At 69.5% G+C, this 22230-nt stretch carries 20 protein-coding genes; 6 read left to right on the top strand and 14 right to left on the bottom strand.

Going from position 1 to position 22230, the window contains the following annotated elements; translation table 11 throughout:
• Positions 1-223 precede the first annotated feature (223 nt).
• Together ACSSVZ_RS05225 and leuD are read left to right on the top strand one after the other, a co-directional pair.
• Positions 224-820: a peroxidase-related enzyme gene (locus tag ACSSVZ_RS05225; RefSeq protein ID WP_453968733.1), complete on the top strand. Its 597-nt coding sequence runs from the start codon at positions 224-226 to the stop codon at positions 818-820.
• 85 nt (positions 821-905) lie between these two features.
• Complete coding sequence (gene leuD / locus ACSSVZ_RS05220) at positions 906-1511, top strand: 3-isopropylmalate dehydratase small subunit (protein WP_453968732.1); 606 nt, start codon at positions 906-908, stop codon at positions 1509-1511.
• 3 nt (positions 1512-1514) lie between these two features.
• Here leuD and ACSSVZ_RS05215 read toward each other — a convergent pair whose 3' ends face one another.
• The 6 genes from ACSSVZ_RS05215 to ACSSVZ_RS05190 form a co-directional block, all read right to left on the bottom strand.
• A complete protein-coding gene (locus ACSSVZ_RS05215) occupies positions 1515-1817 on the bottom strand; it encodes a type II toxin-antitoxin system RelE/ParE family toxin (RefSeq protein ID WP_453968731.1) in 303 nt (100 codons plus the stop codon).
• On the bottom strand, positions 1814-2044 hold the full coding sequence (locus ACSSVZ_RS05210; protein ID WP_453968730.1) for a hypothetical protein: 231 nt from the start codon (positions 2042-2044) through the stop codon (positions 1814-1816). The genes ACSSVZ_RS05215 and ACSSVZ_RS05210 overlap by 4 nt, the downstream gene beginning before the upstream one ends.
• A 138-nt stretch (positions 2045-2182) precedes the next feature.
• A complete protein-coding gene (gene leuB / locus ACSSVZ_RS05205) occupies positions 2183-3298 on the bottom strand; it encodes a 3-isopropylmalate dehydrogenase (protein ID WP_453968729.1) in 1116 nt (371 codons plus the stop codon).
• A 140-nt stretch (positions 3299-3438) separates the two neighbouring features.
• A complete protein-coding gene (locus tag ACSSVZ_RS05200; protein ID WP_453968728.1) occupies positions 3439-4392 on the bottom strand; it encodes a threonine/serine dehydratase in 954 nt (317 codons plus the stop codon).
• 39 nt (positions 4393-4431) lie between these two features.
• Complete coding sequence (locus ACSSVZ_RS05195; RefSeq protein WP_453968727.1) at positions 4432-5199, bottom strand: sulfite exporter TauE/SafE family protein; 768 nt, start codon at positions 5197-5199, stop codon at positions 4432-4434.
• Positions 5200-5255: 56 nt separating this feature from the next.
• Positions 5256-5891, bottom strand: coding sequence for an arylesterase (locus tag ACSSVZ_RS05190; protein WP_453968726.1), 636 nt, complete (start codon positions 5889-5891; stop codon positions 5256-5258).
• A 120-nt stretch (positions 5892-6011) separates the two neighbouring features.
• Here ACSSVZ_RS05190 and ACSSVZ_RS05185 point away from each other — a divergent pair, with 120 nt between their 5' ends.
• Both ACSSVZ_RS05185 and ACSSVZ_RS05180 read left to right on the top strand, forming a co-directional pair.
• Positions 6012-6713, top strand: a complete 702-nt coding sequence (locus ACSSVZ_RS05185) for an ABC transporter ATP-binding protein (protein WP_453968725.1) — start codon at positions 6012-6014, stop codon at positions 6711-6713.
• A 4-nt stretch (positions 6714-6717) separates the two neighbouring features.
• Complete coding sequence (locus ACSSVZ_RS05180) at positions 6718-9276, top strand: ABC transporter permease (RefSeq protein ID WP_453968724.1); 2559 nt, start codon at positions 6718-6720, stop codon at positions 9274-9276.
• A gap of 197 nt (positions 9277-9473) precedes the next feature.
• On the opposite strand, the gene ACSSVZ_RS05175 is transcribed toward ACSSVZ_RS05180, so the two are convergent.
• The 6 genes from ACSSVZ_RS05175 to ACSSVZ_RS05150 form a co-directional block, all read right to left on the bottom strand.
• Positions 9474-9890, bottom strand: coding sequence for a DUF302 domain-containing protein (locus tag ACSSVZ_RS05175; protein ID WP_453968723.1), 417 nt, complete (start codon positions 9888-9890; stop codon positions 9474-9476).
• On the bottom strand, positions 9887-10231 hold the full coding sequence (locus tag ACSSVZ_RS05170) for a nitrile hydratase (RefSeq protein WP_453968722.1): 345 nt from the start codon (positions 10229-10231) through the stop codon (positions 9887-9889). The genes ACSSVZ_RS05175 and ACSSVZ_RS05170 overlap by 4 nt, the downstream gene beginning before the upstream one ends.
• On the bottom strand, positions 10228-10935 hold the full coding sequence (gene nthA / locus ACSSVZ_RS05165) for a nitrile hydratase subunit alpha (RefSeq protein ID WP_453968721.1): 708 nt from the start codon (positions 10933-10935) through the stop codon (positions 10228-10230). Before nthA ends, ACSSVZ_RS05170 begins: the two co-directional genes overlap by 4 nt.
• Positions 10932-11279, bottom strand: a complete 348-nt coding sequence (locus tag ACSSVZ_RS05160; protein ID WP_453968720.1) for an SH3-like domain-containing protein — start codon at positions 11277-11279, stop codon at positions 10932-10934. The genes nthA and ACSSVZ_RS05160 overlap by 4 nt, the downstream gene beginning before the upstream one ends.
• A 347-nt stretch (positions 11280-11626) precedes the next feature.
• The gene (locus tag ACSSVZ_RS05155) at positions 11627-14779 is read right to left on the bottom strand and encodes an efflux RND transporter permease subunit (protein WP_453968718.1); all 3153 of its coding nucleotides are present in this window, start codon (positions 14777-14779) and stop codon (positions 11627-11629) included.
• A 3-nt stretch (positions 14780-14782) separates the two neighbouring features.
• On the bottom strand, positions 14783-16126 hold the full coding sequence (locus ACSSVZ_RS05150) for an efflux RND transporter periplasmic adaptor subunit (RefSeq protein WP_453968716.1): 1344 nt from the start codon (positions 16124-16126) through the stop codon (positions 14783-14785).
• 285 nt (positions 16127-16411) lie between these two features.
• Here ACSSVZ_RS05150 and pcaF point away from each other — a divergent pair, with 285 nt between their 5' ends.
• Positions 16412-17617 (top strand): 3-oxoadipyl-CoA thiolase, encoded by a 1206-nt coding sequence (gene pcaF, locus ACSSVZ_RS05145; RefSeq protein ID WP_453968715.1) that lies wholly within the window; start codon positions 16412-16414, stop codon positions 17615-17617.
• Positions 17618-17734: 117 nt separating this feature from the next.
• On the opposite strand, the gene ggt is transcribed toward pcaF, so the two are convergent.
• Positions 17735-19480: a gamma-glutamyltransferase gene (ggt, locus tag ACSSVZ_RS05140; protein ID WP_453968711.1), complete on the bottom strand. Its 1746-nt coding sequence runs from the start codon at positions 19478-19480 to the stop codon at positions 17735-17737.
• A gap of 319 nt (positions 19481-19799) precedes the next feature.
• Between ggt and ACSSVZ_RS05135 the strand changes: the two genes are divergently transcribed.
• Positions 19800-21182, top strand: a complete 1383-nt coding sequence (locus ACSSVZ_RS05135; RefSeq protein ID WP_453968709.1) for a mechanosensitive ion channel family protein — start codon at positions 19800-19802, stop codon at positions 21180-21182.
• A gap of 209 nt (positions 21183-21391) precedes the next feature.
• Here ACSSVZ_RS05135 and ACSSVZ_RS05130 read toward each other — a convergent pair whose 3' ends face one another.
• On the bottom strand, positions 21392-22096 hold the full coding sequence (locus tag ACSSVZ_RS05130) for a DUF1194 domain-containing protein (RefSeq protein ID WP_453968707.1): 705 nt from the start codon (positions 22094-22096) through the stop codon (positions 21392-21394).
• Positions 22097-22230: the final 134 nt, after the last annotated feature.

Raw genomic sequence — 22230 nt, 5'->3', positions numbered from 1 at the left:
GGTTCGCCGATCGCTCTCACGGCAAGTTCACCGGTTGATGACTGTTTCGGCCGGGTGCGCGGACGATGCGGCCGCGGGAGCGGACGTGGTAGCATGCGCGGCCGTGGTCGGCGTGGCTGCGCGGAGCCAACGCGCGAGGCGGCGCATGTTTCCGTCGCATCCCGCCCGTCCGCGGCCAACGCGCACCGAGACGCCGAGAGACCCGCAGAGAGGGAGACGCCCGATGACCGACGCGCGCGCCGACAGCCCCGACTTCGACGATCCCGCCATCGCGCTGGACCTGCAGCGCTCCGAGCCCATGAGCCCCGAGACCGAGGCCTATTTCGCCAAGTGCGCGGAGAAGCTCGGCCTGGTTCCCAACGTGCTCAGGGCCTACGCCTTCGACGAGAAGAAGCTGCGCGCCTTCACCGACATGTACAACGACCTGATGCTCGCCGACTCCGGCCTGTCGAAGCTGGAGCGGGAGATGATCGCCGTCGTCGTCTCCAGCGTGAACCGCTGCTACTACTGCCTGGTCGCCCACGGTGCGGCGGTGCGCGAGCTGTCCGGCGATCCGGCGCTCGGCGAGCTGATGGTGATGAACTACCGCGCCGCCCGGCTGCCGGCCCGCCAGCGCGCCATGCTCGACTTCGCCTGGAAGCTCACCGCCGAGCCGTTCGGCGTCGGCGAGGAGGACCGCGAGGCGCTGCGCGCCGCGGGCTTCTCCGAGCGCGACATCTGGGACATCGCGGCGGTGATCGGCTTCTACAACATGTCCAACCGCGTCGCCGCCGCCACCGACATGCGCCCCAACGCCGACTACCACGCCCGCGCGCGCTGACCGCCGGCGGTCACGCCGCTTGCCTTTGCGGTGGTCGGGAGGCTAGGAGTAGCGCCACTCTGGAACAACTTGGAAAAGTGCCGCCATGGAGAAGTTCACGGTCCTCACGGGCGTCGCCGCGCCGCTGCCGATGATCAACGTCGACACCGACATGATCATCCCGAAGCAGTACCTGAAGACGATCAAGCGGACCGGCCTCGGCACCGGCCTCTTCTCGGAGCTGCGCTACAAGGAGGACGGCACCCCGGATCCGGAGTTCGTGCTCAACAAGCCGGCCTACCAGAACGCCGAGATCCTCGTCGCCGGCGACAATTTCGGCTGCGGCTCCAGCCGCGAGCACGCGCCCTGGGCGCTGCTCGACTACGGCATCCGCTGCGTCATCTCCACCTCGTTCGCCGACATCTTCTTCAACAACTGCTCGAAGAACGGCATCCTGGCGATCAAGGTGTCCGAGGACGAGCTGGCGCTCTTGATGGACGACGCCGAGCGCGGCGCCAACGCCCGCCTGACGGTCGACCTGGAAGCCCAGGAGATCCGCGGCCCCGACGGCGGCGTCATCGCCTTCGACATCCACCCGTGGACCAAGCACTGCCTGCTCAACGGCCTCGACGACATCGCGCTCACGCTCGAGAAGGCACCGACCATCGGCGGCTACGAGGACGAGGTCGCCAAGGACCGCCCCTGGATCTAGGGCTTACGACCCGGCATCGTCCTCACCCGGCACTTCGGGTTTCCGCGAGGTGTGGAAGATGCTCTCGATGCTCAGCGTCTCTCCCCGGATTCGGTAGAAGATCCGGTAGCGGAAGCGCGCGAGCGTGAACACGTAGACACCCGCAATATCCGTCTCGCGTCCGATCCGGGGATAGCGCTCGAGGCTGCGGATGGCGATTTCCAATGCGTCCGCAAATCCCCGCGCGGCGGCGGGGTTCTCGTCCAGCAGATAGGCGACGGCGTCGGCGAGTTCGCGATCGGCTCGGCGGCTGAGCCGCGCTTTCATGCCGACCGCAGTCGGTCCAGATGCGCCTGCAGGGCGCCCTCGTCCGCATACCGCCCGGCGTCGCTGTCGGCGATTCCCGCCTCGACCGCACGTCGCTCGGCCGCGCTCAGCGTCAGCGGTCCGCCCTCCGGCCCGATCTGGTCGAGGATCAGCCGCGCCAGGGCATCCTGCCGATCGGCCGGCAGCTGCGACAGCGCGCGGATGGCGTCTTCCATGAGCTTCGTCATGACGGCAAGTCTAGCACGGCCTGACCGGCGGTGTCGCGCATCGGCGCGCTGCCGGTGGCGGGGCGTGGCATTGCCATCCCGCAAAAAAAGGGGCCGCGCGGCCCCTTTTCCGTGTCTTCCGTCCGGCGTCCCCGTCGCTCAGGCGTCGAGGCTGTCCAGCGCGTCGAGGATGGCGCGGGTCATCTCCTCGATGCCCACCGTGTCGGCGCCTTCGGGCGCGATGTCGGCGGTGCGCGCGCCGCTGTCGAGGGCGGCCGAGATCGCCTTGTCGAGCAGGTCGGCCTCCTCGATCATGCCGAACGAGTAGCGCAGCGCCATGCCGAACGAGGCGATCATCGCGATCGGGTTGGCGCGGCCGGTGCCGGTGATGTCCGGGGCCGAGCCGTGCACCGGCTCGTAGAGCGCCTTGCGGCGGCCGGTGACGGCGTCCGGCGCGCCGAGCGACGCCGACGGCAGCATGCCCAGCGAGCCGGTCAGCATCGCCGCCACGTCCGACAGCATGTCGCCGAACAGGTTGTCGCAGACGATCACGTCGAACTGCTTCGGCCGGCGCACCAGCTGCATGCCGCAGTTGTCGGCCAGCATGTGGTCGAGCTCCACGTCCGGATAGTCGGCCGCGTGCACCTGCTCGACGACCTCCTTCCACAGCACGCCCGTCTTCATGACGTTGCGCTTCTCCGACGAGGTCACCTTGTTGCGGCGGGTGCGGGCGAGGTCGAAGGCGACCCGGGCGATGCGCTCGATCTCGAAGGTGTCGTAGACTTGGGTGTCGACGCCGCGCTTCTGGCCGTTGCCGAGGTCGGTGATCTGCTTCGGCTCGCCGAAATAGACGCCGCCGGTGAGCTCGCGGATGATCAGGATGTCGAGGCCGTCGACCAGCTCCTTCTTCAGGCTGGAGGCGTCGGCCAGCGCCGGGTAGCAGATCGCCGGGCGCAGGTTGGCGAACAGCTGCAGGTCCTTGCGCAGGCGAAGCAGGCCGGCCTCGGGGCGCACGTCGTAGCCGACGTCGTCCCACTTCGGGCCGCCCACCGCGCCGAACAGCACGGCGTCGGCGGCGAGCGCCTTCTCCATGGTCGCGTCGGTGACGGCGACGCCGTGGGCGTCGTAGGCGGAGCCGCCGACCAGGTCGGTCTCGGTGGTGAACAGCTCGGTGCCGGCGCGCTTGTTGAACCAGCCGATGACCTCGACCGCCGCCGCCATGATCTCCGGACCGATGCCGTCACCGGGAAGCAGCAGAAGCGAATGGGTCGTCATCGGGGGAGCCTTTCCTGAAAGCCTTCGTATCGGCGGGCTGATTGATGGGCGCCGGGAAACCGGCGCAGCGTGCTGCGTATCGGCTTCCCCGGATCAAGGCAAGTATCGGCGGTCGCCTCCGGCCGCCGGCGCGCCGTCGCTCACGCCGACAGCCCGGCCAGCACGGCGAGGTCGACGTTCGACCCGCAGGCGAGCACGCCGATGCGCTCGCCCGGCTGCGGCCGGTAGGCGCCCGCAAGCAGCGCCGCCAGCGCGGTGGCGCCGCCCGGCTCGGTGGCGAGGTTCAGGTCGCGCCACAGCAGCGCCTGGGCCGCCGTGATGGCCGCGTCCGGCACCACGACGGCATCGTCCACGAACGCCTGGGTCTGCCGGAACGGCAGCGCGCCGATCCGCCGGGCGCCCAGCGAGTCCGCCGCCACGCCCTCCACGTCGACGTCCACCGGCTCCCCCGCGTCCCGCGCCGCCTTCAGGCAGCACGAGGTTTCGGGCTCCACCGCCACCACCTTCACCCGGTCCTCGTACCAGGTGGCGACGCCGGCGATCAGCCCGCCGCCGCCGACCGCGACCAGCACGGTGTCGAGGTCCGGGGCGTCCGCCTCCCATTCCAGCCCGACGGTGCCCTGGCCGGCGACGGTGGTCGCCGCGTCGTAGGGGTGGATGTCGATGGCGCCGGTGCGCGCGCGGAACTCAGCACAGGCCGCCGCCGCGTCGGCGTAGCGCGCCCCGCCCACGTGCACCTCGGCGCCCGCCTGGCGGATTTTGGCGATCTTCACCGGCGAGGAGATCTCCGGCACAAAGATCGTCGCCTTGTGGCCCAGCCGCGCGGCGGCATAGGCGACGGCGGCGCCGTGGTTGCCGCCGGAGGCCGCCGCCACGCCCGCCGCCGGCACGTCGGCCGACAACAGCGAGTTGAAGGCACCGCGCGGCTTGAACGAGCCCATGTGCTGCAGGCACTCCAGCTTCAGCACCAGGTCGAGGTCGAGCCCGAAGGCGCCGCAGCCCGGCCGGATCACCGGGGTGCGGCGGACATGGGAGACGATGCGCGCGTGGGCGGCCTCGATGTCGGCGCGCGCGACGGGCAGGGCTTCGGTCATCGGCGGAAACCTTTCATGGGTCCGTGTCTGCCGCGGCGCTCAGCCGAGCAGCTTGGGAAGGGCGGTGAGGACCAGCTCGATGCCGATCAGCGTCAGCAGGATCTTCAGCGCGATCCGGAAGATGCGTTCCGGCAGCCGGCGCAGCACCTTCGTGCCGATCACCGTTCCGGCGAAGCCGGCGGCGATCATCACGGCGGCCAGCGGCAGCCACGCGCCGTAGGCGAAGCCGAGCGCCCCGAAGGCCAGCACCTTCAGGCAGTGCTGCATCACCATCGAGCCGGCAAACGTCGCGACCAGCTCTTCCTTGGTGAACCTGGCGTGGGCGTAGAGCGCCATCACGAACGGTCCGGTGGCGCCCACGAACATCGACAGCAGCGTCGAGATCGCCCCGCCGATCGGCAGCAGCAGCCGGTTGCCGTCGCCGATCGACGGCATCCTGCCCCACACCGACCACAGCACGAACACGCCGACGCCGAGCTTCAGGGCGACCTCGGGCACGTCCACCACCACCATGCCGCCGATGATCGCGCCGACGACGGCGCCGATGGCGAACAGCGCCAGGATGTCCCAGCGGGCATGGCGCACCTGCAGGATGGCGCGGCCGCTGTTGGAGCCCAGCTGTACCAGCCCGTGAACCGGCACCAGCGCGTGGATCGGTACCAGGGGGATCATCACCGCGATCAGCGTCAGCCCGCCGCCGATGCCGAACGCGGCGGTCATCGCCGAGGTCAGGCAGGACATCGCGATCAGCAGGGCCGACGACCAGCCGGACAGACCCTCGGGCGTCAGCAGCGACAGGAGATCCAACGGTCGTGGTCCTTACCGGTCGGCAGGGCAGGGCGGGCAGGCGACGGCAGGCGGGGTCAGGAGGGCGAGCGGCGCTCGATGCGTGCGATCAGCTTTTCCACCGACGGGAGGATTTTGTCCACGATCACGTCGACACCCGCGGCGTTCGGGTGGATGCCGTCACCGAGCCCGTAGGCCGGCTCGCCGGCCACGCCGTCAAGGAAGAACGGGTAGTAGATCGCGTCGTGCTGGCGGGCGAGCCTCTGGAAGATCGGGTTGAACTGCGCCTCGTAGTCGGCGCCCATGTTCGGCGGCGCGCGCATGCCGGCCAGCAGCACCGGGATGGCGCGTTCCGAAAGCTGCGTCAGCATCCTGTCCAGATTGGCCTCGGTGGTGGCCGGATCGATGCCGCGCAGGGCGTCGTTGCCGCCGAGCTCCAGGATCACGCCGTCGGCGTCGGGCGGCACCGACCAGTCGAGGCGGGCAAGACCGCCGGAGGTGGTGTCGCCGGACACGCCGGCATTGACGATCGTCACGTCCTGGCCGCGCTTGGCGAGCTTGGCCTGCAGGCGCTCCGCGAATCCCTCGTCGGGACCGAGCTGATAGCCCGCCGTCAGGCTGTCGCCGAAGGCGACGATGGTGATCGGATTCTCGGCCCGTCCCGGTGTCGGGGCGAGGAGGAGGGCGAGGGCTGCGACAAGGATGATCCGCATGGGCGTCCGCTTCGGCTGGATATGAGGGCGGCGAAGACCATATGCCCGAAGGGCCCGAGGTCATCGGGCGGGGCGGGCCTGCCGCGGATACTTCACGATCTCGACGAAAGGGGGGCCATCTTGGCCGAACCAGCAATCGCACTCGACGACGTCCACCTGAGTCTGGGGTCTGGGGCGGCCCGCGTCCATATCCTCAAGGGCGTTTCGCTGGAGATCGCGGCCGGCGAGTCCGTCGGCATCGTCGGGCCGTCCGGCTCCGGCAAGTCGACGCTGCTGATGGTCCTGGGCGGGCTGGAGCGTGCCGATGCCGGCACCGTCGCGGTCGCCGGCAACGAACTGACGGGCCTCAGCGAGGATCAGCTGGCGCGGTTCCGCGGCCGCTCGGTCGGCATCGTCTTTCAGGCCTTCCACCTCATTCCCACCATGACGGCGCTGGAAAACGTCGCGGTGCCGCTGGAGCTTGCCGGGGTCGCCGGCGCCTTCGACCGGGCCCGCGCCGAGCTCGCGGCCGTCGGGCTCGCCGATCGCACCAACCACTATCCGACCGAGCTGTCGGGCGGCGAGCAGCAGCGCGTGGCCATCGCCCGGGCGCTGGCGCCGGAGCCGGCGCTGCTGCTCGCCGACGAGCCCACCGGCAACCTCGACGAGGACACCGGCGCCACCATCGTCGACCTGATGTTCCAGGCCTGCGCCGAGCGCGGCATGACGCTGGTGATCGTCACCCACGATCCCGAACTCGCCCGGCGCTGCGACCGCACGGTGCGGATGCGGGCCGGCGAGGTCGACCACGCCCCCGCGGCCGCCGCCGTGCACGCGGTCTGAGCGGATGGCGCGCAACAGTCAGGGCCTCACGACGGCCGTCCGGTTCGCCCTGCGCGAGATGCGCGGCGGGCTCGCCGGCTTCTACGTCTTCATCGCCTGCATCGCCATCGGCGTCGGCACCATCGCCGGCGTCGGCTCGCTGGCGAGCGCCCTGACGGAAGGCATCGTCGCCGAGGGGCAGACGATCCTCGGCGGCGATCTCGACGTCTCGCTGATCCACCGCCGGCTGGAGGGCGCGGAGCGTGCCTTCCTCGACGATCAGGGGCGGCTCTCGGAAATCGCCGAGATGCGCGCCATGGTGCGCCGGCCGGACACCTCCGACCAGACGCTGGTGGAGCTCAAGGCCGTCGACGGCGCCTATCCGCTCTATGGCACGGTCGCCCTTTCCACCGGGGAGCCGCTCGATTTGGCGCTCGCCGACCGCGACGGCCAGCACACGGCGGTGGCGGACGCCACGCTGCTGGCCCGGCTCGGCATCGACGTGGGGTCCGTTCTCGCCCTCGGCCGCACCCAGGTCCGCATCGTCGGCACCATCGAGTCCGAACCCGACAAGCTCTCCGGCGGCGTCGAGTTCGGCCCCCGGCTGATGATCTCCTCGGCGGCGCTGGACGACACCGGGCTGGTGCAGCCGGGCAGTCTGGTGCGCTGGCACTACCGCATCGCCGGCGAAAGGGGACCGCTCTCGGCCGGGCGCATCCAGGAAATCACCGACGCCGCCAACGCCGCGTTCCCCCAGGCTGGCTGGCGGATCCGCTCGCGCACCGACGCCGCCCCAGGCCTGCGCGATTCCATCGACCGCTTCGCCCAGTTCCTGACGCTGGTCGGCCTCACCGCGCTGGTGGTTGGCGGGGTCGGCGTCGCCAACGCGGTCCGCGCCTACCTGGAGCGCAAGCGCTCGGTGATCGCCACCTTTCGCTGCCTCGGTGCCGACGGCGGCTTCGTGTTCCGGGTCTATCTGGTGCAGATCCTGCTGCTCGCCGGCATCGGCGTCGCCATCGGCCTGGTGATCGGCGCCGTCATCCCGCCGATCGCGGCGATGCTGCTGGAAGGCATCCTGCCGGTCTCCGCTCTCGGCCGCCTCTATCCGGGCCAGCTGGGGCTGTCGGTGGTCTACGGGCTGCTCACGGCGCTCGCCTTCGCGCTCTGGCCGCTCGGCCGCGCCCACGACGTGCCGCCCACCGCGCTGTTCCGCGAGCGCTCGGGCGGCGAGGCCGGCCTGCCGCGCCGCCGCTACCTGGCCGCCACCGCGGCGGTCACGCTGCTGCTCGCCACCGTTGCCGTGCTGCTCGCCCACGACCGCTTCCTCGCCTTCGTCTACGTGGTGGCGGTGGTGATCGCCTTCGCGCTGCTCAGGGTGGTCGCGTGGCTGATCATGGCGCTCGCCCGCATCAGTCCGCGCCCGCGCGCCGCCGGTGCCCGGCTGGCGCTCGGCAACATCCACCGCCGCGGCGCGCTGACGCCCACGGTGGTGCTGTCGCTCGGGCTCGGGCTGGCGCTGCTGGTCACCCTGGCGCTGATCGACGGCAACCTGCGCAACACGCTCACGTCGCGGCTGCCGGACGAGGCGCCGAGCTTCTTCTTCGTCGACATCCAGGATGCGGAAAAGGCGGCGTTCCTGAAGACGCTGCACGCCGAGGCCCCCGACGCGGTGATCGAGACCCAGCCGATGCTGCGCGGCCGGATCGTCGCGTTGAAGGGCATCCCGGCGGCCGACTATCCCGCCCCGCCCGAGGCCCAATGGGTGCTCCGCGGCGATCGCGGCATCACCTATTCCGCCGACGTGCCGGAGAGCTCCAAGGTCGTCCAGGGCGCCTGGTGGCCGGAGAACTATGACGGTGTGCCGCTGGTCTCCTTCGCCGAGGAGCTGGGCACCGAGCTTGGCCTCAAGGTCGGCGACAGCGTCACGGTGAACGTGCTCGGCCGCGAGATCGAGACGCAGGTCGCCAACTTCCGCACGGTCGCCTGGGAAAGCCTCTCCATCAACTTCGTGATGGTGTTCTCGCCCAACACCTTCGCCGGCGCGCCGCACGCCCATCTGGCGACGCTCACCTATCCCGACGGCGGCACCACGGAGGAGGAGGTGGGTCTGCTGCGCACCCTAGCCCAGACCTTCCCCACCGTCACGGCGGTGCGGGTGAAGGATGCCCTCGACACCGTCAACGGCGTGGTGGCGCAGATCGCGCTGGCCATCCGGGCGGCGGCCAGCGTCACGCTCGTCGCCAGCATCCTGGTGCTCGCCGGCGCGCTCGCCGCCAGCCACCGCACCCGCATCTACGACGCCGTCATCCTGAAGACCCTCGGTGCCACCCGTGGCCGGCTGATCGGCGCCTATGCGCTGGAATACGCGATCATCGGGGCGGCGACGGCGGTCTTCGCGATCCTGACGGGCTCGCTTGCGGCCTGGTACGTGCTCACCGCGATCATGGACATCGAGTTCGAGATGATGCCGCTGACGGCGGTGGGCGCGGTGCTGGTGGCACTGGCGGTGACCGTCGGGCTGGGGCTGGTCGGGACCTGGCGCGCGCTCGGCGAGAAGCCGGCGGCGATCCTCCGCAACCAGTAGGCGGCCAGCAGCGGCGGCCGGACAGGGGATGGCGTGCCGGACTGTTCGAAGGTCCGACACGCCGCCACCATCTGCGTCCCGCTCTCGTTCCGTCAGGTGGTCGGACCGAGAGAGTTGGGCAAGGAGGTCGGGACACGGGTGAGACTAGCGCCCGGTTATTAACCGTTTCCGAATGCCGGCCGGGAAATCGCCACGGTTCAGCCTTTTTTCGCTGCCCCGCCGCAGGCCTCCTCGGCAACCGCCGCCAGCGCGCGGGCCAGCAGCGCGACGGCCTGGTCGGAGCCGGTGCCGACCCCGTGGCGCCGGGCGATCCAGGCCGGGTCGTTGTAGCCGAGCCAGGTGGCGCCGTCGGCGTCCTGCCAGACCAGCGCCTTCAGCGGCAGGTCGATCGCCGCCGTCTGGACGTCCTGCATCACCGGCGTTCCGGCCTTCGCGTTGCCGAACAGGATCACCCGGGTCGGCCGCAGGTCGAGCCCCGCGTCGGCGGCCGCCTTGCCGTGATCGATGTCGGCGAGGACGGTGATGCCGCGGCCTTCGATCGCCTCGATCAGCCGATCGGCGGTCCGCTCCGCATCGTGGGCGCTCGGCAGTACGATCAGCCCTTCGACGCTCATGCGCCCGTCCCCGTCGCGCCGGTGTAGCGGGCCTCGACCTCGTTCATCTTGCGGGCGAGGTCCTCTGGCGTGAGAATCCCCTTCTCGAACAGGATGTTGCCGAATGCGGCGATCCAGCGCTCGTAGTAGCTGAGCTTGCCGATGATCTCGGCGCCCAGCGCCTCCACGCCGCGGCGCTTTTCTTCCGTGTTGATGATCTTGTGGAAGTCCAGCACGTCGGCGAGCGCGTGGCAGCGCTTCTCCCACGGCTCGAGCGGGTGCTCGACCTGCTCGATCGGGCCGGCGCCGTCGCCGCCGATGTCATTGGGCAGGCGCTTCAGGAGCTGTTCGGTGCCGCTCATGCCGCAAGTCCTTCTTCGGGAAGGGTGACCGGGATGACGCCGATCATCGCGTCGCGGGTCACCAGGGCGGCGAGCTGCTCCTCGGAATAGCCCTCCGTCCCCTCCGGCCGCCGCGGCAGCACCAGATAGCGCACCATCGCGGTGGAATCGGAGACCCGGATCTCGACGTCGTCGGGGACGGTGGTGCCGAACTCCTCGAGCACCTTGCGCGGCTCGCTCACCGCCCGGGCCCGGTAGGGCTTCAGCTTGTACCAGTCCGGCGGCAGGCCGAGCACGGCGCGGGGATAGCAGGAGCACAGCGTGCAGACGATCAGGTTGTGAACGGTCTCGGTGTTCTCCAGGACGATCAGCTGGGTGTCGTCGTAGAAGCTGATGCCGAGCTCCTCGCAGGCGGACCGGCCGTCCTCCAGCAGCCGCGCCTTGAAGGCGGGGTCCACCCACGCCCGCGCCACCACCTGGGCGCCGAGGGCGGGCGAGCGGGAATCCAGCACCTCGATCTGCCGGCGGATCTCGTCGGGGCCGATCAGCCCCTTCTCCACCAAGAGCTCGCGCACCGCGGTCTCCATCATGTCGTAGTAGCCGGGCGCCTCGTCCTGGCTGATCGGGGCGTGCGGATGCCCGTGATCGTGAGAGTGGTCATGCTCATGCTCATGCTCATGATCGTGGTCGTGATCATGGTCGTGGGAGTGATCGGTGGTGCTCATGCGGTACGCTTCTCCAGCCAGGTCTCGTAGACCTCGATGCGAAGCCCGTCGGCGGCGGAGCCGCCGTAGCCGGGCCAGATCTCGGCCATCGGAATGGCCAGGCGGTAGTAGTGGCGGCGGGAGCCGGCGTTGCGGCCGTAGGCCTCCTGCTCGTTGTCGACGCCGGCGTTCATCACGGCTTCCACCGTGGCGGTCTTGCCGCGCACGTAGGTCGGCACGCGGTAGTGGCCGATCGGCGCGCGGGTGAGGATGCGGACCTTGTCCCCGGGCGCGAACGCCGGGGCCTCTCCCTCGGCCCGGACGATGCCGGGCAGGGTGTTCGCCGCGGATGGTTTGGTGATCATCGAGACATGTCCTGACACTTCCGGTCCGACCCCTCCGGGCTCTTCTGGGAGCCGCGGGGGAGCCCGCGCCGATCATCTACCATCGTCCCGATCTTTGACATTCTGAAGTCGAAAAATCAGCCGGCCGATCCCGCGTGCGCAGCGGCCGGGCGGCTGCGCACGGGAGGGGCGCAAAAAGCGCAGATGCGGGTGCGCATTCGCGCGGTTTCGGGCAAAAAGCGCAGTTTGGTGCACATGCGGTTCCGGGTGCGCGTACGCAGCCCGTGCGCAGGCCTGCGCACGTGAAAACGGGCGCCGAAGCGCCCGTTTTCCTCATTCCGTCCCCTGCCGTCCGGCCCGCCCGCCGGTCAGGCGAGCGGATCCTTCACGTGCTCCGGCTCGGCGTGGTCGACCCGCTTGCCGCCGCAGAAATCGCCGATGTACTGGAACATCACGTAGAGGCCCGGGATCAGGATGATGCCGACCACGGTGGCCGCCAGCATGCCGCCGAGCACGGTGATGCCGAGGACCACACGGCTGACCGCGCCCGCACCCGTCGCGGTGACCAGCGGGAACAGCCCGAGGATGAACGCGAAGGCGGTCATCAGCACGGCGCGGAACCGCATGTGGGCACCCTGCAGGGCGGCCCCGTAGCGGGTGTGCCCGGCCTCGCGTTCCTCCTTGGAGAACTCGACGATCAGGATCGCGTTCTTGGCCGCCAGTCCTATCAGCAGCACCAGGCCGATCTGCACGTAGACGTTCAGCGCGATGCCGAAGATGGTCACCGCTCCGACCGCGCCCAGCACGGCCACCGCCACCGAGGTCAGCACCGCGAACGGGATCGCCCAGCTTTCGTACTGCGCCACCAGGAACAGGTAGCCGAACAGCAGCGCCATGCCGAACAGCGCCCCGATGGAGCCGCTCTGGGTGGCCTCCTGGTAGGACAGGCTCGACCACTCGAAGGCGTACCCCTCGGGCAGCGTCTTGGCCGAGACCTCCTCCATCGCCTTCATGGCGTCGCCGGAGGCGTAGCCCGCCGCGGCCGAGCCGTTGATCTGCGCCGACATGAACTGGTTGTAGCGGTAGGCGAGGCTCGGTCCGAAATCGAAGGTCGTCGTCGCCAGCGTCGACACCGGCACCATGTCGCCGGACGCCGAGCGGACGTACAGCCGGTTGATGTCGTCGATCTGGTTCCGGAACTGCTGGTCGGCCTGGATGTTCACCTGGAAGATGCGGTCCAGGTAGGTGAAGTTGTTGACGAACATCGAGCCCAGCTGCGCCTGCAGCGTGTTGTAGAGGCTCGACACCGAGACCTGCAGCGCCTGGGCCTTGGTCCGGTCGACGTTCAGGTATACGCGCGGCACGTCGGCGTTGTAGCTCGAGTAGGCCGACGCGATGCGCGGATCGGCGTTGGCGGCGATGATCAAAGCGCGCAGCGCCGAGGACATGTCGCTGGGCGACTGCCCGCCGATCGCCTCGAGCCGGTAGTCGAAGCCGGCGGCGCTGCCGAGGCCGGGAATGGCCGGCGGCGGGAACGCGAAGACGTTGGCCGCGGGAATGGCCGCGTACTCGGCCGACAGGTTCTCGTAGATCGCCTTCAGCGACGTTTCCGGCGTGGTCCGCTCGTCCCACGGGTTCAGGACGATGATCGCGAGACCGTTGTTGGATCCGGGGGCGCCGGAGAGCAGGCTGTAGCCCGACACGGTCACCACGTTGGCCACGCCGGTCTGCTTGCGGGCGATCTTCTCGACCTGATCCATGATCCGTTCGGTCTGCGGCAGCGCGGCGCTCGATTCCAGGCTCACGTCGACGAACAGCACGCCCTGGTCCTCGTTCGGAATGAACGCGCCGGGCAGCCGCCCGAGCAGGAAGAAGGCGACGCCGCCGACCACCAGGATCAGGACACCGGCAATGGCGGACCGCCGGGCGACGACGCCGACGACGCTGACATAGCCGCTGCGGGTCTTGTCGAGGCCCTTGTTGAAGTAGCGGAAGAAGACGTTCTTGCGCTCCTTCGGCGGCCGGAGCACCAGCGAGCAGAGCGCCGGCGACAGCGTCAGCGCGTTCACCATGGAGATGAACACCGCCATCGAGATGGTCACGGCGAACTGGCGGAACAGCTCGCCGGTGATGCCGGGGAAGAACGAGACCGGGCCGAACACGGCGAACAGCACCAGCGTCGTGGAGACGATCGGGCCGGTGACCTGCTTCATCGCCTTGATGGTCGCCTCGCGGGCGGGAAGGCCTTCTTCCTCCATCACGCGCGTGACGTTCTCCACCACCACGATCGCGTCGTCGACGACAAGGCCGATGGCGAGCACCACCGCGAACATCGAGATCGTGTTGAGCGAGAACCCGAACAACATCAGGAAGACGAACACGCCGACCAGCGACACCGGGATGGTGATGGCGGGAATGATCGTCGCCCGCACGCTCTCCAGAAAGATGAACACCACCAGCAGCACGATCACGCCGGTGATGGCGAGCGTGTAGGTGATTTCCTCGATCGACGCCGACACGAACAGGGTGGAATCGTAGACGGTCTGGACGTCGATGCCTTCGGGGAACCGGCTCTTCAGCTCGGCCAGCTGGGCCTGAACGCCCTTGGCGACGGCGAGCGCGTTGGCGCCCGGCGCCTGATAGATCGCGAGCGTCGCGGCCGGTGCGCCGTTGAGGCGGGAGACCGACGAGTAGGTCTGGGCGCCGAGCTCGACGCGGCCGATGTCGCCGACGCGGACGACCGCGCCGTCTTCGCCGGTGCGCACGATGATCTGCTCGAACTCGGACGGGGTCTCCAGCTGTCCGACGGCGGTGATCGTGTACTGGTTGACCTGATCGTCGCCGATCGGCGGGCCGCCGATCTGGCCCAGCGCCGCCTGGATGTTCTGCGCCTGGATGGCGCTCACCACGTCCTGGGGCGACAGGCCGATCGCCGACATCTTGTCCGGATTCAGCCAGATGCGCATCGAATAGTCGAGCTCGCCCAGCAGGTTGGCGGCGCCGACGCCTTCAACGCGCGCCAGCGGGTCGCGGATGTTGATGGAGGTATAGTTGGACAGGTAGACCGGATCGAAGCTGCCGTCGGGCGAAAAGACGTTGATGACCAACAGCATGTTGGTCGACTGCGCCTGCACGACGACGCCCTGCTCGATCACCGAGGAGGGCAGCTTCGAGGTCGCCTGGGACACGCGGTTCTGGACGTTGACCTGCGCGATGTCCGGATCGGTGCCGATATCGAACGACACCGACAGGGTGTAGGTGCCGGCCGAGGACGAGACCGAGGACATGTAGATCATGTCCTCAACGCCGTTGACCTGCTCCTCGATGGGGCCGCCGACAGTGTTGGCGATGGTGGCGGCGTCGGCGCCCGGATAGGTCGCGGTGACCTGAACCACCGGCGGCGTGATCTCGGGATACTGGGCGATCGGGATCGACAGCAGCGCCAGAATGCCGGCGACGGTCAATACGATGGAGATGACCGCGGCGAGGCGCGGCCTGTTTACGCAGATCTCGGAGATCATGCTCTAGTTCCCCGAGCCGGAGGAGGTCGATGTCCCGCTCGCGCCGGAGGATCCGGCAGGTGCCGCAGGTGCGGCCTTGCCGTCGGTCGAGGCATCGGCGCCCTTGGCCCCGTCGCCCGGCTGGGCGTCCGCCGTCTCAGAGTCCTGCGACGACCCGGCCTGGGAGGCGTTCTTGAACGACACCGCGGTGGGCGCGACTTCCATGCCCGGCTGGATCTTCTGGACGCCCTGGACGACGACGGTGTCACCGTCCTGCAGGCCCGAGGTGACGGCCCAGCCGTCCTGGACCTGGATGGAGGTCTCGATCCGGCGCTCCTGCACCTTGTTGGTGGAGTCGAGGACGAAGACGTAGCGGCCCTGACGGTCCTGCTGGACGGCCGACAGCGGCACGATTGGCAGATTCTGCTGCTCCGCCTTGCGCAGGATGGCGGTCACGTAGCCGCCGGGGAGCAGGGCGCCGTCGGGGTTGGGGAAATTGGCGTAGACGGCGACGGTGCCGGTGGTCTGGTCGACCTGGTTGCTGACGAAGGCGAGTTCGCCGGCCTTGTCGTAGGTCTTGCCGTTGGGCAGGACGATCGACGGCACGAAGGATTTTCCCTCGGCGGACGCGGCGGTCATGCCCTTCTCCTGGGCGAACTCGATCCAGTAGGTCTCCGGGATGGAGAAGACCATCCGGATGGGATCAAGCTGCACCACCGTGGAGAGCGTGCCGGACTGGGTGTTGACCAGGTTGCCCTGCGTCACGTTGGTGGCGCCGATCCGGCCGTCGATGGGCGAGGCGATCGTCGTGTAGCCGAGGTTGATCTGGGCGGTCTGGATGGCGGCGTTGGCGGATTCGATCGACGCCTGGCCGCTCTGCACGTTGGCGGCGGCCTCGTCGCGCTCGGCCTGGGCCTGATCGACCACCGACTGGGAGACGGTCTGCTTCTCCAGAAGGGTCTGCTGGCGGTCGAGGTTGACCTGGGCGTTCTTGAGGCTGGCCTCGGCGCCGGACTTCTGCGCCTTGGCGGTGGCGAGCTGCGCCTGGGCGGAGGCAAGCTGCGCCTGATACTGGTCCTGCTCGATCTGGTAGAGGAGCTCTCCCTTCTTGACGAAATCGCCTTCCTTGAAGGCGACCTCGTTCAGGAAGCCCTCGACCCGGGCCACTACCTCGACCTGCTGGATCGCCTGGATGCGGCCGAGGAACTGGGCCGAGGCGGCCACCTCCTCGGACTGGATCGCGGTGACGACCACGGCCGGAGGGGCCTTGCTGCCGCCGCCGGGGGCCTGGGCCAGGGCGGGTGCCGTTGCGGCGATGCAAACCGCGACCGTGATTGCCGCCGAAAGGGGCGTTCTCTTCGATCGCACGCTGGACACGCGTTCGCCGCAGCACACACCCATACTCAACCCTCCCAGCCCCCACTGCACCAGACGGCAGTCACCTTGGCTTTAGCACTCAAAGGGACGCAGGCGAAAGGACCTGAAGCACCTTGGGCGGACCCATTTCGCGCCATTGTGACCGCGTTGCATCGCCTGGGTTCCGCCCGGCGGCACTTGACAGCGGGCCCTGCCGGTTCGAAATCGCACCCACACACCGGCCGCGGCTGCTTCCGGCGCCGCCCGTCACAAGATCCACGAAAGGACCGAAAGCCCATGCGCGAGGCCTATATCGTCGACTACGTCCGCACTCCGATCGGCCGGTTCGGGGGCAGCCTGTCCGCCGTCCGCGCCGACGACCTGGGCGCGCTGCCGCTGAAGGCGCTGGTCGCGCGCAACGGCTCCGTCGACTTCTCCGCCGTCGACGACGTGATCTTCGGCAATGCCAACCAGGCCGGCGAGGACAACCGCAACGTCGCCCGCATGGCCGTCCTGCTCGCAGGCCTGCCGGAGAACGTCTCCGGCACCACCATCAACCGGCTGTGCGGCTCCGGCATGGACGCGACCGCCATGGCGGCGCGGATGATCAAGACCGGCGAAGCGGACCTAGTCATCGCCGGCGGCGTGGAGTCCATGTCGCGGGCGCCGTTCGTGATGCCGAAGGCCGACACGGCCTTCTCCCGCAAGGCCGAGATCTACGACACCACCATCGGCTGGCGCTTCGTCAATCCGCTGATGAAGAAGCAGTACGGCGTGGATTCCATGCCGGAGACCGGCGAGAACGTCGCCGAGGACTTCCAGATCAACCGCGCCGACCAGGATGCCTTCGCCGCCCGCTCCCAGCAGCGCGCCGTGGCGGCCCAGGAAGCCGGCCGGCTGGGTGAGGAAATCATCCCGGTGACCATCCCCCAGCGCAAGGCGGACCCGATCGTCGTCGACATCGACGAGCATCCGCGCGCCGGCACCACGGCGGAGAAGCTCGCCAAGCTGCCCACCCCGTTCCGCGAGAACGGCACGGTGACCGCCGGCAACGCCTCGGGCGTCAATGACGGCGCCGCCGCGCTGCTGCTCGCTTCCGCCGAGGCGGTGGAGAAGTACGGCCTGACGCCGATCGCCAAGGTGATCGGCGGGGCGACCGCCGGCGTGCCGCCGCGCATCATGGGCATCGGCCCGGCGCCGGCTACGCAGAAGCTGATGGAGCGCTACGGCCTGAAGATCGGCGACTTCGACGTCATCGAGCTGAACGAGGCGTTCGCCAGCCAGTCGCTGGCGGTGCTGCGCCAGCTCGGCCTCCCCGACGACGCCGAGCACGTCAACCCGAACGGCGGCGCCATCGCGCTCGGCCATCCGCTCGGCATGTCCGGCGCCCGCATCGTCGGCACCGCCATGCGCGAGATGCAGCGGCGCGGTGGCAAGAAGGCGCTCGCCACCATGTGCATCGGCGTCGGCCAGGGCATCGCGCTGGCCATCGAGGCGGTGTAGGCAACCCCGGATCCCCAGGGGCCGGCGCATGCCGGCTCCGGTTCAGAGTGCGACTTTCCATCACGCGCCCGGCAGCCTCCGCTGCCGGGCGTTTCTCTTTCGGGGCGGGGATCGGACCTAGTAGCCCGCCGCCAGCGAGCCGGCGCTGCGCGGATCGGAGGCGCCGTAGAGGATGCCGTCGGGGCCGACCTCGATCGACTGGGTCGAGCCCATGGCGTCCTTCATCACCACCTTGTGGCCCATCTCCTCGAGGATCCGCACGGTGTCGGGGCTGATGCCCTGCTCGATGCGGATCTCGTCCGGCAGCCACTGGTCGTGGATGCGCGGCGCGGCGGTGGCACTGGCGATGTCGAGGCCGTGGGTGACGGTGTTGAGGATGACCTCCAGCACGGTGGTGATGATGCGGCTGCCGCCCGGCGAGCCGGTAACCAGGAACACCTCGCCGTCCTTGAAGACGATGGTCGGCGTCATCGACGACAGCGGCCGCTTGTTGGCCTCCACAGCGTTGGCGTCGCCGCCGATCAGCCCGTAGGCGTTCGGCACGCCCTTCTTCGCCGAAAAGTCGTCGAGCTCGTTGTTGAGCAGGATGCCGGTGCCGTCGGCGACCAGGCCGACGCCGTAGGAAAAGTTCAGCGTGTAGGTGTTGGAGACCGCGTTGCCGGCGGCATCGACGATGGAGAAGTGGGTCGTCTCGTTGCTCTCGTGGCCGGCCGGTGCCTCGCCGGGCTTGATCTCGGAGGCCGGCGTCGCATGGTCCGGATCGATCTTCGCGCGCACCTCGGCCGCATACTCCGGCGAGGTGAGCCAGTCGACGGGGACCGTCACGAAATCCGGGTCGCCCAGATATTTCGAGCGGTCGGCGTAGGCGTAGCTCATCGCCTCGCTCATCAGGTGGATGGTCTTCGCCGAGTTGAGGCCGCTCTCGGCGATGGGCAGGCCTTCCAGGATTTCCAGGATCTGGATCAGGTGGATGCCGCCGGAGCTCGGCGGCGGCATCGAGGCGATCTCGTAGCCGTTGTAGCTGCCGGTCACCGGCTTGCGGACCTTCGCCTCGTAGTCGGCGAAGTCCTTGGCGGTCATGCGTCCGCCGGCACCGTTGACCTTGGCGACGATCGCCTCGGCGATCGGGCCTTCGTAGAAGGCGTCCGGGCCTTTCTCGGCGATGGTCTGCAGGGTGGCGGCAAGGTCGGGGCGGGTCATGATGGAGCCGGCCGCCGGCGGGCCGCTAGTGGCGCCGTAGAAGACCCGGCTCGCCTCCGCATCGCGGCCGAGATGCACCTTCGTCCAGTTGGAGGCGAGCGAGGAGGCGAGGTCGTCGCTGACCGGGAAGCCGTCGCGGGCGAGCCGGATGGCGGGGGCGATGAGATCGGCCCAGGAGAGTTGGCCGGAGCCGAAGCGGGCATGGGCCAGCGCCATGCCGCGCACGGTGCCCGGCACGCCGACGCCGAGGCCGGAAAACCGCGACTTCACCGGATCGGCCTCGCCGGCCTCGTTGAGGAACATGTCCTCGGTGGCGGCCTCTGGCGCCTCCTCGCGGTAGTCGATCGCCGAGGTCTCGCCGGTTTCCGCCTGGTGGACCATCATGAAGCCGCCGCCCCCGATGTTGCCGGCGCGCGGCAGGGTGACGGAAAGCGCGAAGGCGACCGCCACAGCCGCGTCGACCGCGTTGCCGCCGGCCCGCAGGATGTCGACGCCGACCAGCGTCGCCAGCGCCTCCTGGCTGGCCACCATCCCGTGTTCGGCGACGACCGGATGGAAGCGCGGCGTGGCCGACAGGATCGCGGTGTCCTGGGCGGAGGCCTGGCCGATCCACAGGGTGGCGACCGCGACGGCCGTAAGGCGGAGAAGGGGGCGTACCGACATCGCTGGCTCCTGGAGCGCGTGGGCGGGGAGGGTGCGTTCGCCGCGGAGTGTCGCGCGGCGCGGGCGATCTGACCACCCGCCGCGATGCATTTTCGGCGGCCGGCTTGGCGCGGGCGGGCGGAGCGGCTACCACTCGGAGGCTGGAGCATCGCCGGTTCGGATCGACGCGACCCGAACCGGAATGGGGTTCTCAAGGCATTGATTCGGGAGCCGTTTTTCATCGACCGGTTGGGCTCATCCGGTCGGAGGCGGCGCCCGGGGGACCGCTGCGGGGAGGCGACGGGGGCATGAGAGCGACGATCGAGAGCGGGGGCGCGCGATGACGCCCGACGAGGTCGCAGCCCGGCTGCAGGAGGCCTTTCCTCAGGCGATGGGTGCCTGGACCGACGCCCAGACGGCGCTCGACCGGGAGACGCTGGGCTTTCCGCTCGACCGGATCCTGGTGGGGCTTGCGGTGTTCGTGCTGTTTCTCGCCCTGCGCCGGCCGCTGCGCTACCTGATCGTGACGCTGTTCGGGCGGCTTGCCGGGTTCAAGGGCGACGGCATGCGCGCGGACGTGCGCGAGGCGCTGAAGGGGCCGGCCGGTCTCCTGCCGATCGCGCTCGGTGCGTTCCTCGCCTTCGAGATCCTGCAGGTGGACGCCAACGGCCGCGTCGCGGCGCTGGCCGACCATGTCGTCGGCAGCCTGATCCTGATCGCGGTGTTCTGGGCGCTGATCGGCCTGGTGGGGCCGATGATCGATGCCGTGCAGCCGGTCAAGCGCACCCTCAGCCGCACCATGATCGACTGGGTGAAGCGGGTGGTGAAGGGCCTCATCATCTTCCTGGCCGGCGCAGCGGTCCTGCAGGAATGGGGCGTGCAGGTGGGCCCGCTGCTGGCCGGCATGGGCATCGTCGGCGCGGCGGTGGCGCTGGGCGCGCAGGACCTGTTTAAGAACCTGATCGCCGGCTTTCTCATCCTGATCGAGAAGCGCTTCCAGTACGGCGACTGGATCAAGGTCGACGGCGTCGTCGACGGGACGGTGGAATATATCGGCTTCCGCTCCACCCGGATCCGCAACTTCGACGACACCCTAGCGCAGGTGCCGAACGCGGCGCTGTCGGAAAACGCCGTCACCAACTACACGGCGATGCGCCGGCGCCGGATCTACTGGACCGTCGGCGTCGGCTACACCAAGAGCGTCGACCAGCTGAAGGAGATCCGCGACGGCATCGAGCGTTACATCCTGGAGTGCGGCGATTTCGCGCCGCCGCAGCAGGCCTCGACCTTCGTGCGCATCGATTCCTTCGGCTCCTCGTCCATCAACATCATGGTCTACTGCTTCACCAAGACGACCGTCTGGGGCGAGTGGCTGCAGGCCAAGGAGCGGCTCGCCTACAAGATGGTCGACATCGTCTACGGGGCCGGCTCGAGCTTCGCCTTCCCGTCGACCTCGCTCTACGTGGAGAAGCTGCCGGAGGGGGTGCCGGAGCTGTTCCTGCCGCCGGACGCGGACGGCAAGCCGCGGTTTCAATCGGCGGCGGCGGATCCCGAGGGCGCCGGCGGCACGGGCGGCGCGGCATCCGCCGACACGGACAATGCCACCAACGACCGCGGCGCCGGCGGCGCCGTCTACCGCACCCGCTCCGGCCAGGCGGGCGCCACCGAGTCCGGCCCGCCCGATGGCGGCGAAGGCGGCGAGGACGGCGGCCAGGGCACCTGAGGGAGGGAAATCAAGGCTGTTCGGAGGGCTGCAGTTCGTCGCCCTGGATTCCCGCTTTCGCGGGAATGAGCGGAGATTTGGACAGGTTCGGAAACTCACCCGCACTCACTTATCCGGAGAACACCACCAGCGCGCGACCGCGCGCCGGCCGGAGGCCGCCCACCCGGAGCCGGTGAGCGAAGCGAACTCGGCGTGAGGGGACCTTTTGCTCAGCCCACCGCCGGCAGGATCTCGCGCAGCAGCTTGATGCGGATGGCGCGCTCGAAGTCGTCGTAGTCGTCGGCGATCTCAACGAAGGCGCCCGGTCCGCCGATCATCCGGTTCCGGAGGTAGTGGCGCAGGTAGTCGACCTCGTCCTCGATGGCGAGGCCGTTGATGGTGATGCCGCGGGCGAGGGCGGCGTCGCGGGCGTCCTTCAGCCAGGGGCCGAGGTTGTTGATGCCGTCGGTGGCGACGTCGATGACGCGCCTGTCGGCGGCGAACGGGGTGCGTGCCAGCAGGCCGGCGCTGTAGAGGATCGCCGCCGAGATCGAGGTGGAGCCGGGCGGCGCCAGGCGCGGCATCCGGCCGATGCGGTCGGCCAGCTCGGCGGCGGCCACCGGTCCGTCGACGATGCGCCAGGGGACGGCGACGGTCTGGATGTCGTCGGCCGACCACTGCACCACGGTGACGGCGATGCGGCCGTTGGGCCCGGCCTGCAGGGCGGTGACGATCTCGGCATCGAGGAAGGCCTTGGCGATGCCGCGGCGCTGCAGGTCGTATTCGCGGGCGTCGACGGAGTAGGAGCAGTCGAAGGCGAGCACCAAAGCGATGTCGACGCGGTCGGCTTGCGCCTCGGCATGGGGTGCAGGGCCCGCCAGGGCCAGGAGCGCGACGCTGAGGAGCGCGGCGGCGTGCGTGCGGAGTCTGCGCATCGGGTCTGCCTCCGTCGTCTGCGCCAGCCTATCCGACTGCACACGGATTGCACCCCCGCGGGGACTTTTCGTCCTGCGGAAGCACGGGGCAAACCGTCAGAGGCTGATGGGGCCGGGGCTGCGGCCTGTGGTCC

The organism is Amorphus sp. MBR-141, from assembly GCF_053628695.1.
The sequence above is the reverse complement of the archived record's forward strand: the minus strand, read 5'-3'. Positions and strand labels throughout refer to the sequence as shown.

Coding starts and splice junctions, on each gene's coding strand:
- ACSSVZ_RS05225 (WP_453968733.1), top strand. CDS start 224: ATGACCGACGCGCGCGCCGACAGCCCCGACTTCGACGATCCCGCCATC.
- leuD (WP_453968732.1), top strand. CDS start 906: ATGGAGAAGTTCACGGTCCTCACGGGCGTCGCCGCGCCGCTGCCGATG.
- ACSSVZ_RS05215 (WP_453968731.1), bottom strand. CDS start 1,817: ATGAAAGCGCGGCTCAGCCGCCGAGCCGATCGCGAACTCGCCGACGCC.
- ACSSVZ_RS05210 (WP_453968730.1), bottom strand. CDS start 2,044: ATGACGAAGCTCATGGAAGACGCCATCCGCGCGCTGTCGCAGCTGCCG.
- leuB (WP_453968729.1), bottom strand. CDS start 3,298: ATGACGACCCATTCGCTTCTGCTGCTTCCCGGTGACGGCATCGGTCCG.
- ACSSVZ_RS05200 (WP_453968728.1), bottom strand. CDS start 4,392: ATGACCGAAGCCCTGCCCGTCGCGCGCGCCGACATCGAGGCCGCCCAC.
- ACSSVZ_RS05190 (WP_453968726.1), bottom strand. CDS start 5,891: ATGCGGATCATCCTTGTCGCAGCCCTCGCCCTCCTCCTCGCCCCGACA.
- ACSSVZ_RS05180 (WP_453968724.1), top strand. CDS start 6,718: ATGGCGCGCAACAGTCAGGGCCTCACGACGGCCGTCCGGTTCGCCCTG.
- ACSSVZ_RS05175 (WP_453968723.1), bottom strand. CDS start 9,890: ATGAGCGTCGAAGGGCTGATCGTACTGCCGAGCGCCCACGATGCGGAG.
- ACSSVZ_RS05170 (WP_453968722.1), bottom strand. CDS start 10,231: ATGAGCGGCACCGAACAGCTCCTGAAGCGCCTGCCCAATGACATCGGC.
- nthA (WP_453968721.1), bottom strand. CDS start 10,935: ATGAGCACCACCGATCACTCCCACGACCATGATCACGACCACGATCAT.
- ACSSVZ_RS05160 (WP_453968720.1), bottom strand. CDS start 11,279: ATGATCACCAAACCATCCGCGGCGAACACCCTGCCCGGCATCGTCCGG.
- ACSSVZ_RS05155 (WP_453968718.1), bottom strand. CDS start 14,779: ATGATCTCCGAGATCTGCGTAAACAGGCCGCGCCTCGCCGCGGTCATC.
- pcaF (WP_453968715.1), top strand. CDS start 16,412: ATGCGCGAGGCCTATATCGTCGACTACGTCCGCACTCCGATCGGCCGG.
- ggt (WP_453968711.1), bottom strand. CDS start 19,480: ATGTCGGTACGCCCCCTTCTCCGCCTTACGGCCGTCGCGGTCGCCACC.
- ACSSVZ_RS05135 (WP_453968709.1), top strand. CDS start 19,800: ATGACGCCCGACGAGGTCGCAGCCCGGCTGCAGGAGGCCTTTCCTCAG.
- ACSSVZ_RS05130 (WP_453968707.1), bottom strand. CDS start 22,096: ATGCGCAGACTCCGCACGCACGCCGCCGCGCTCCTCAGCGTCGCGCTC.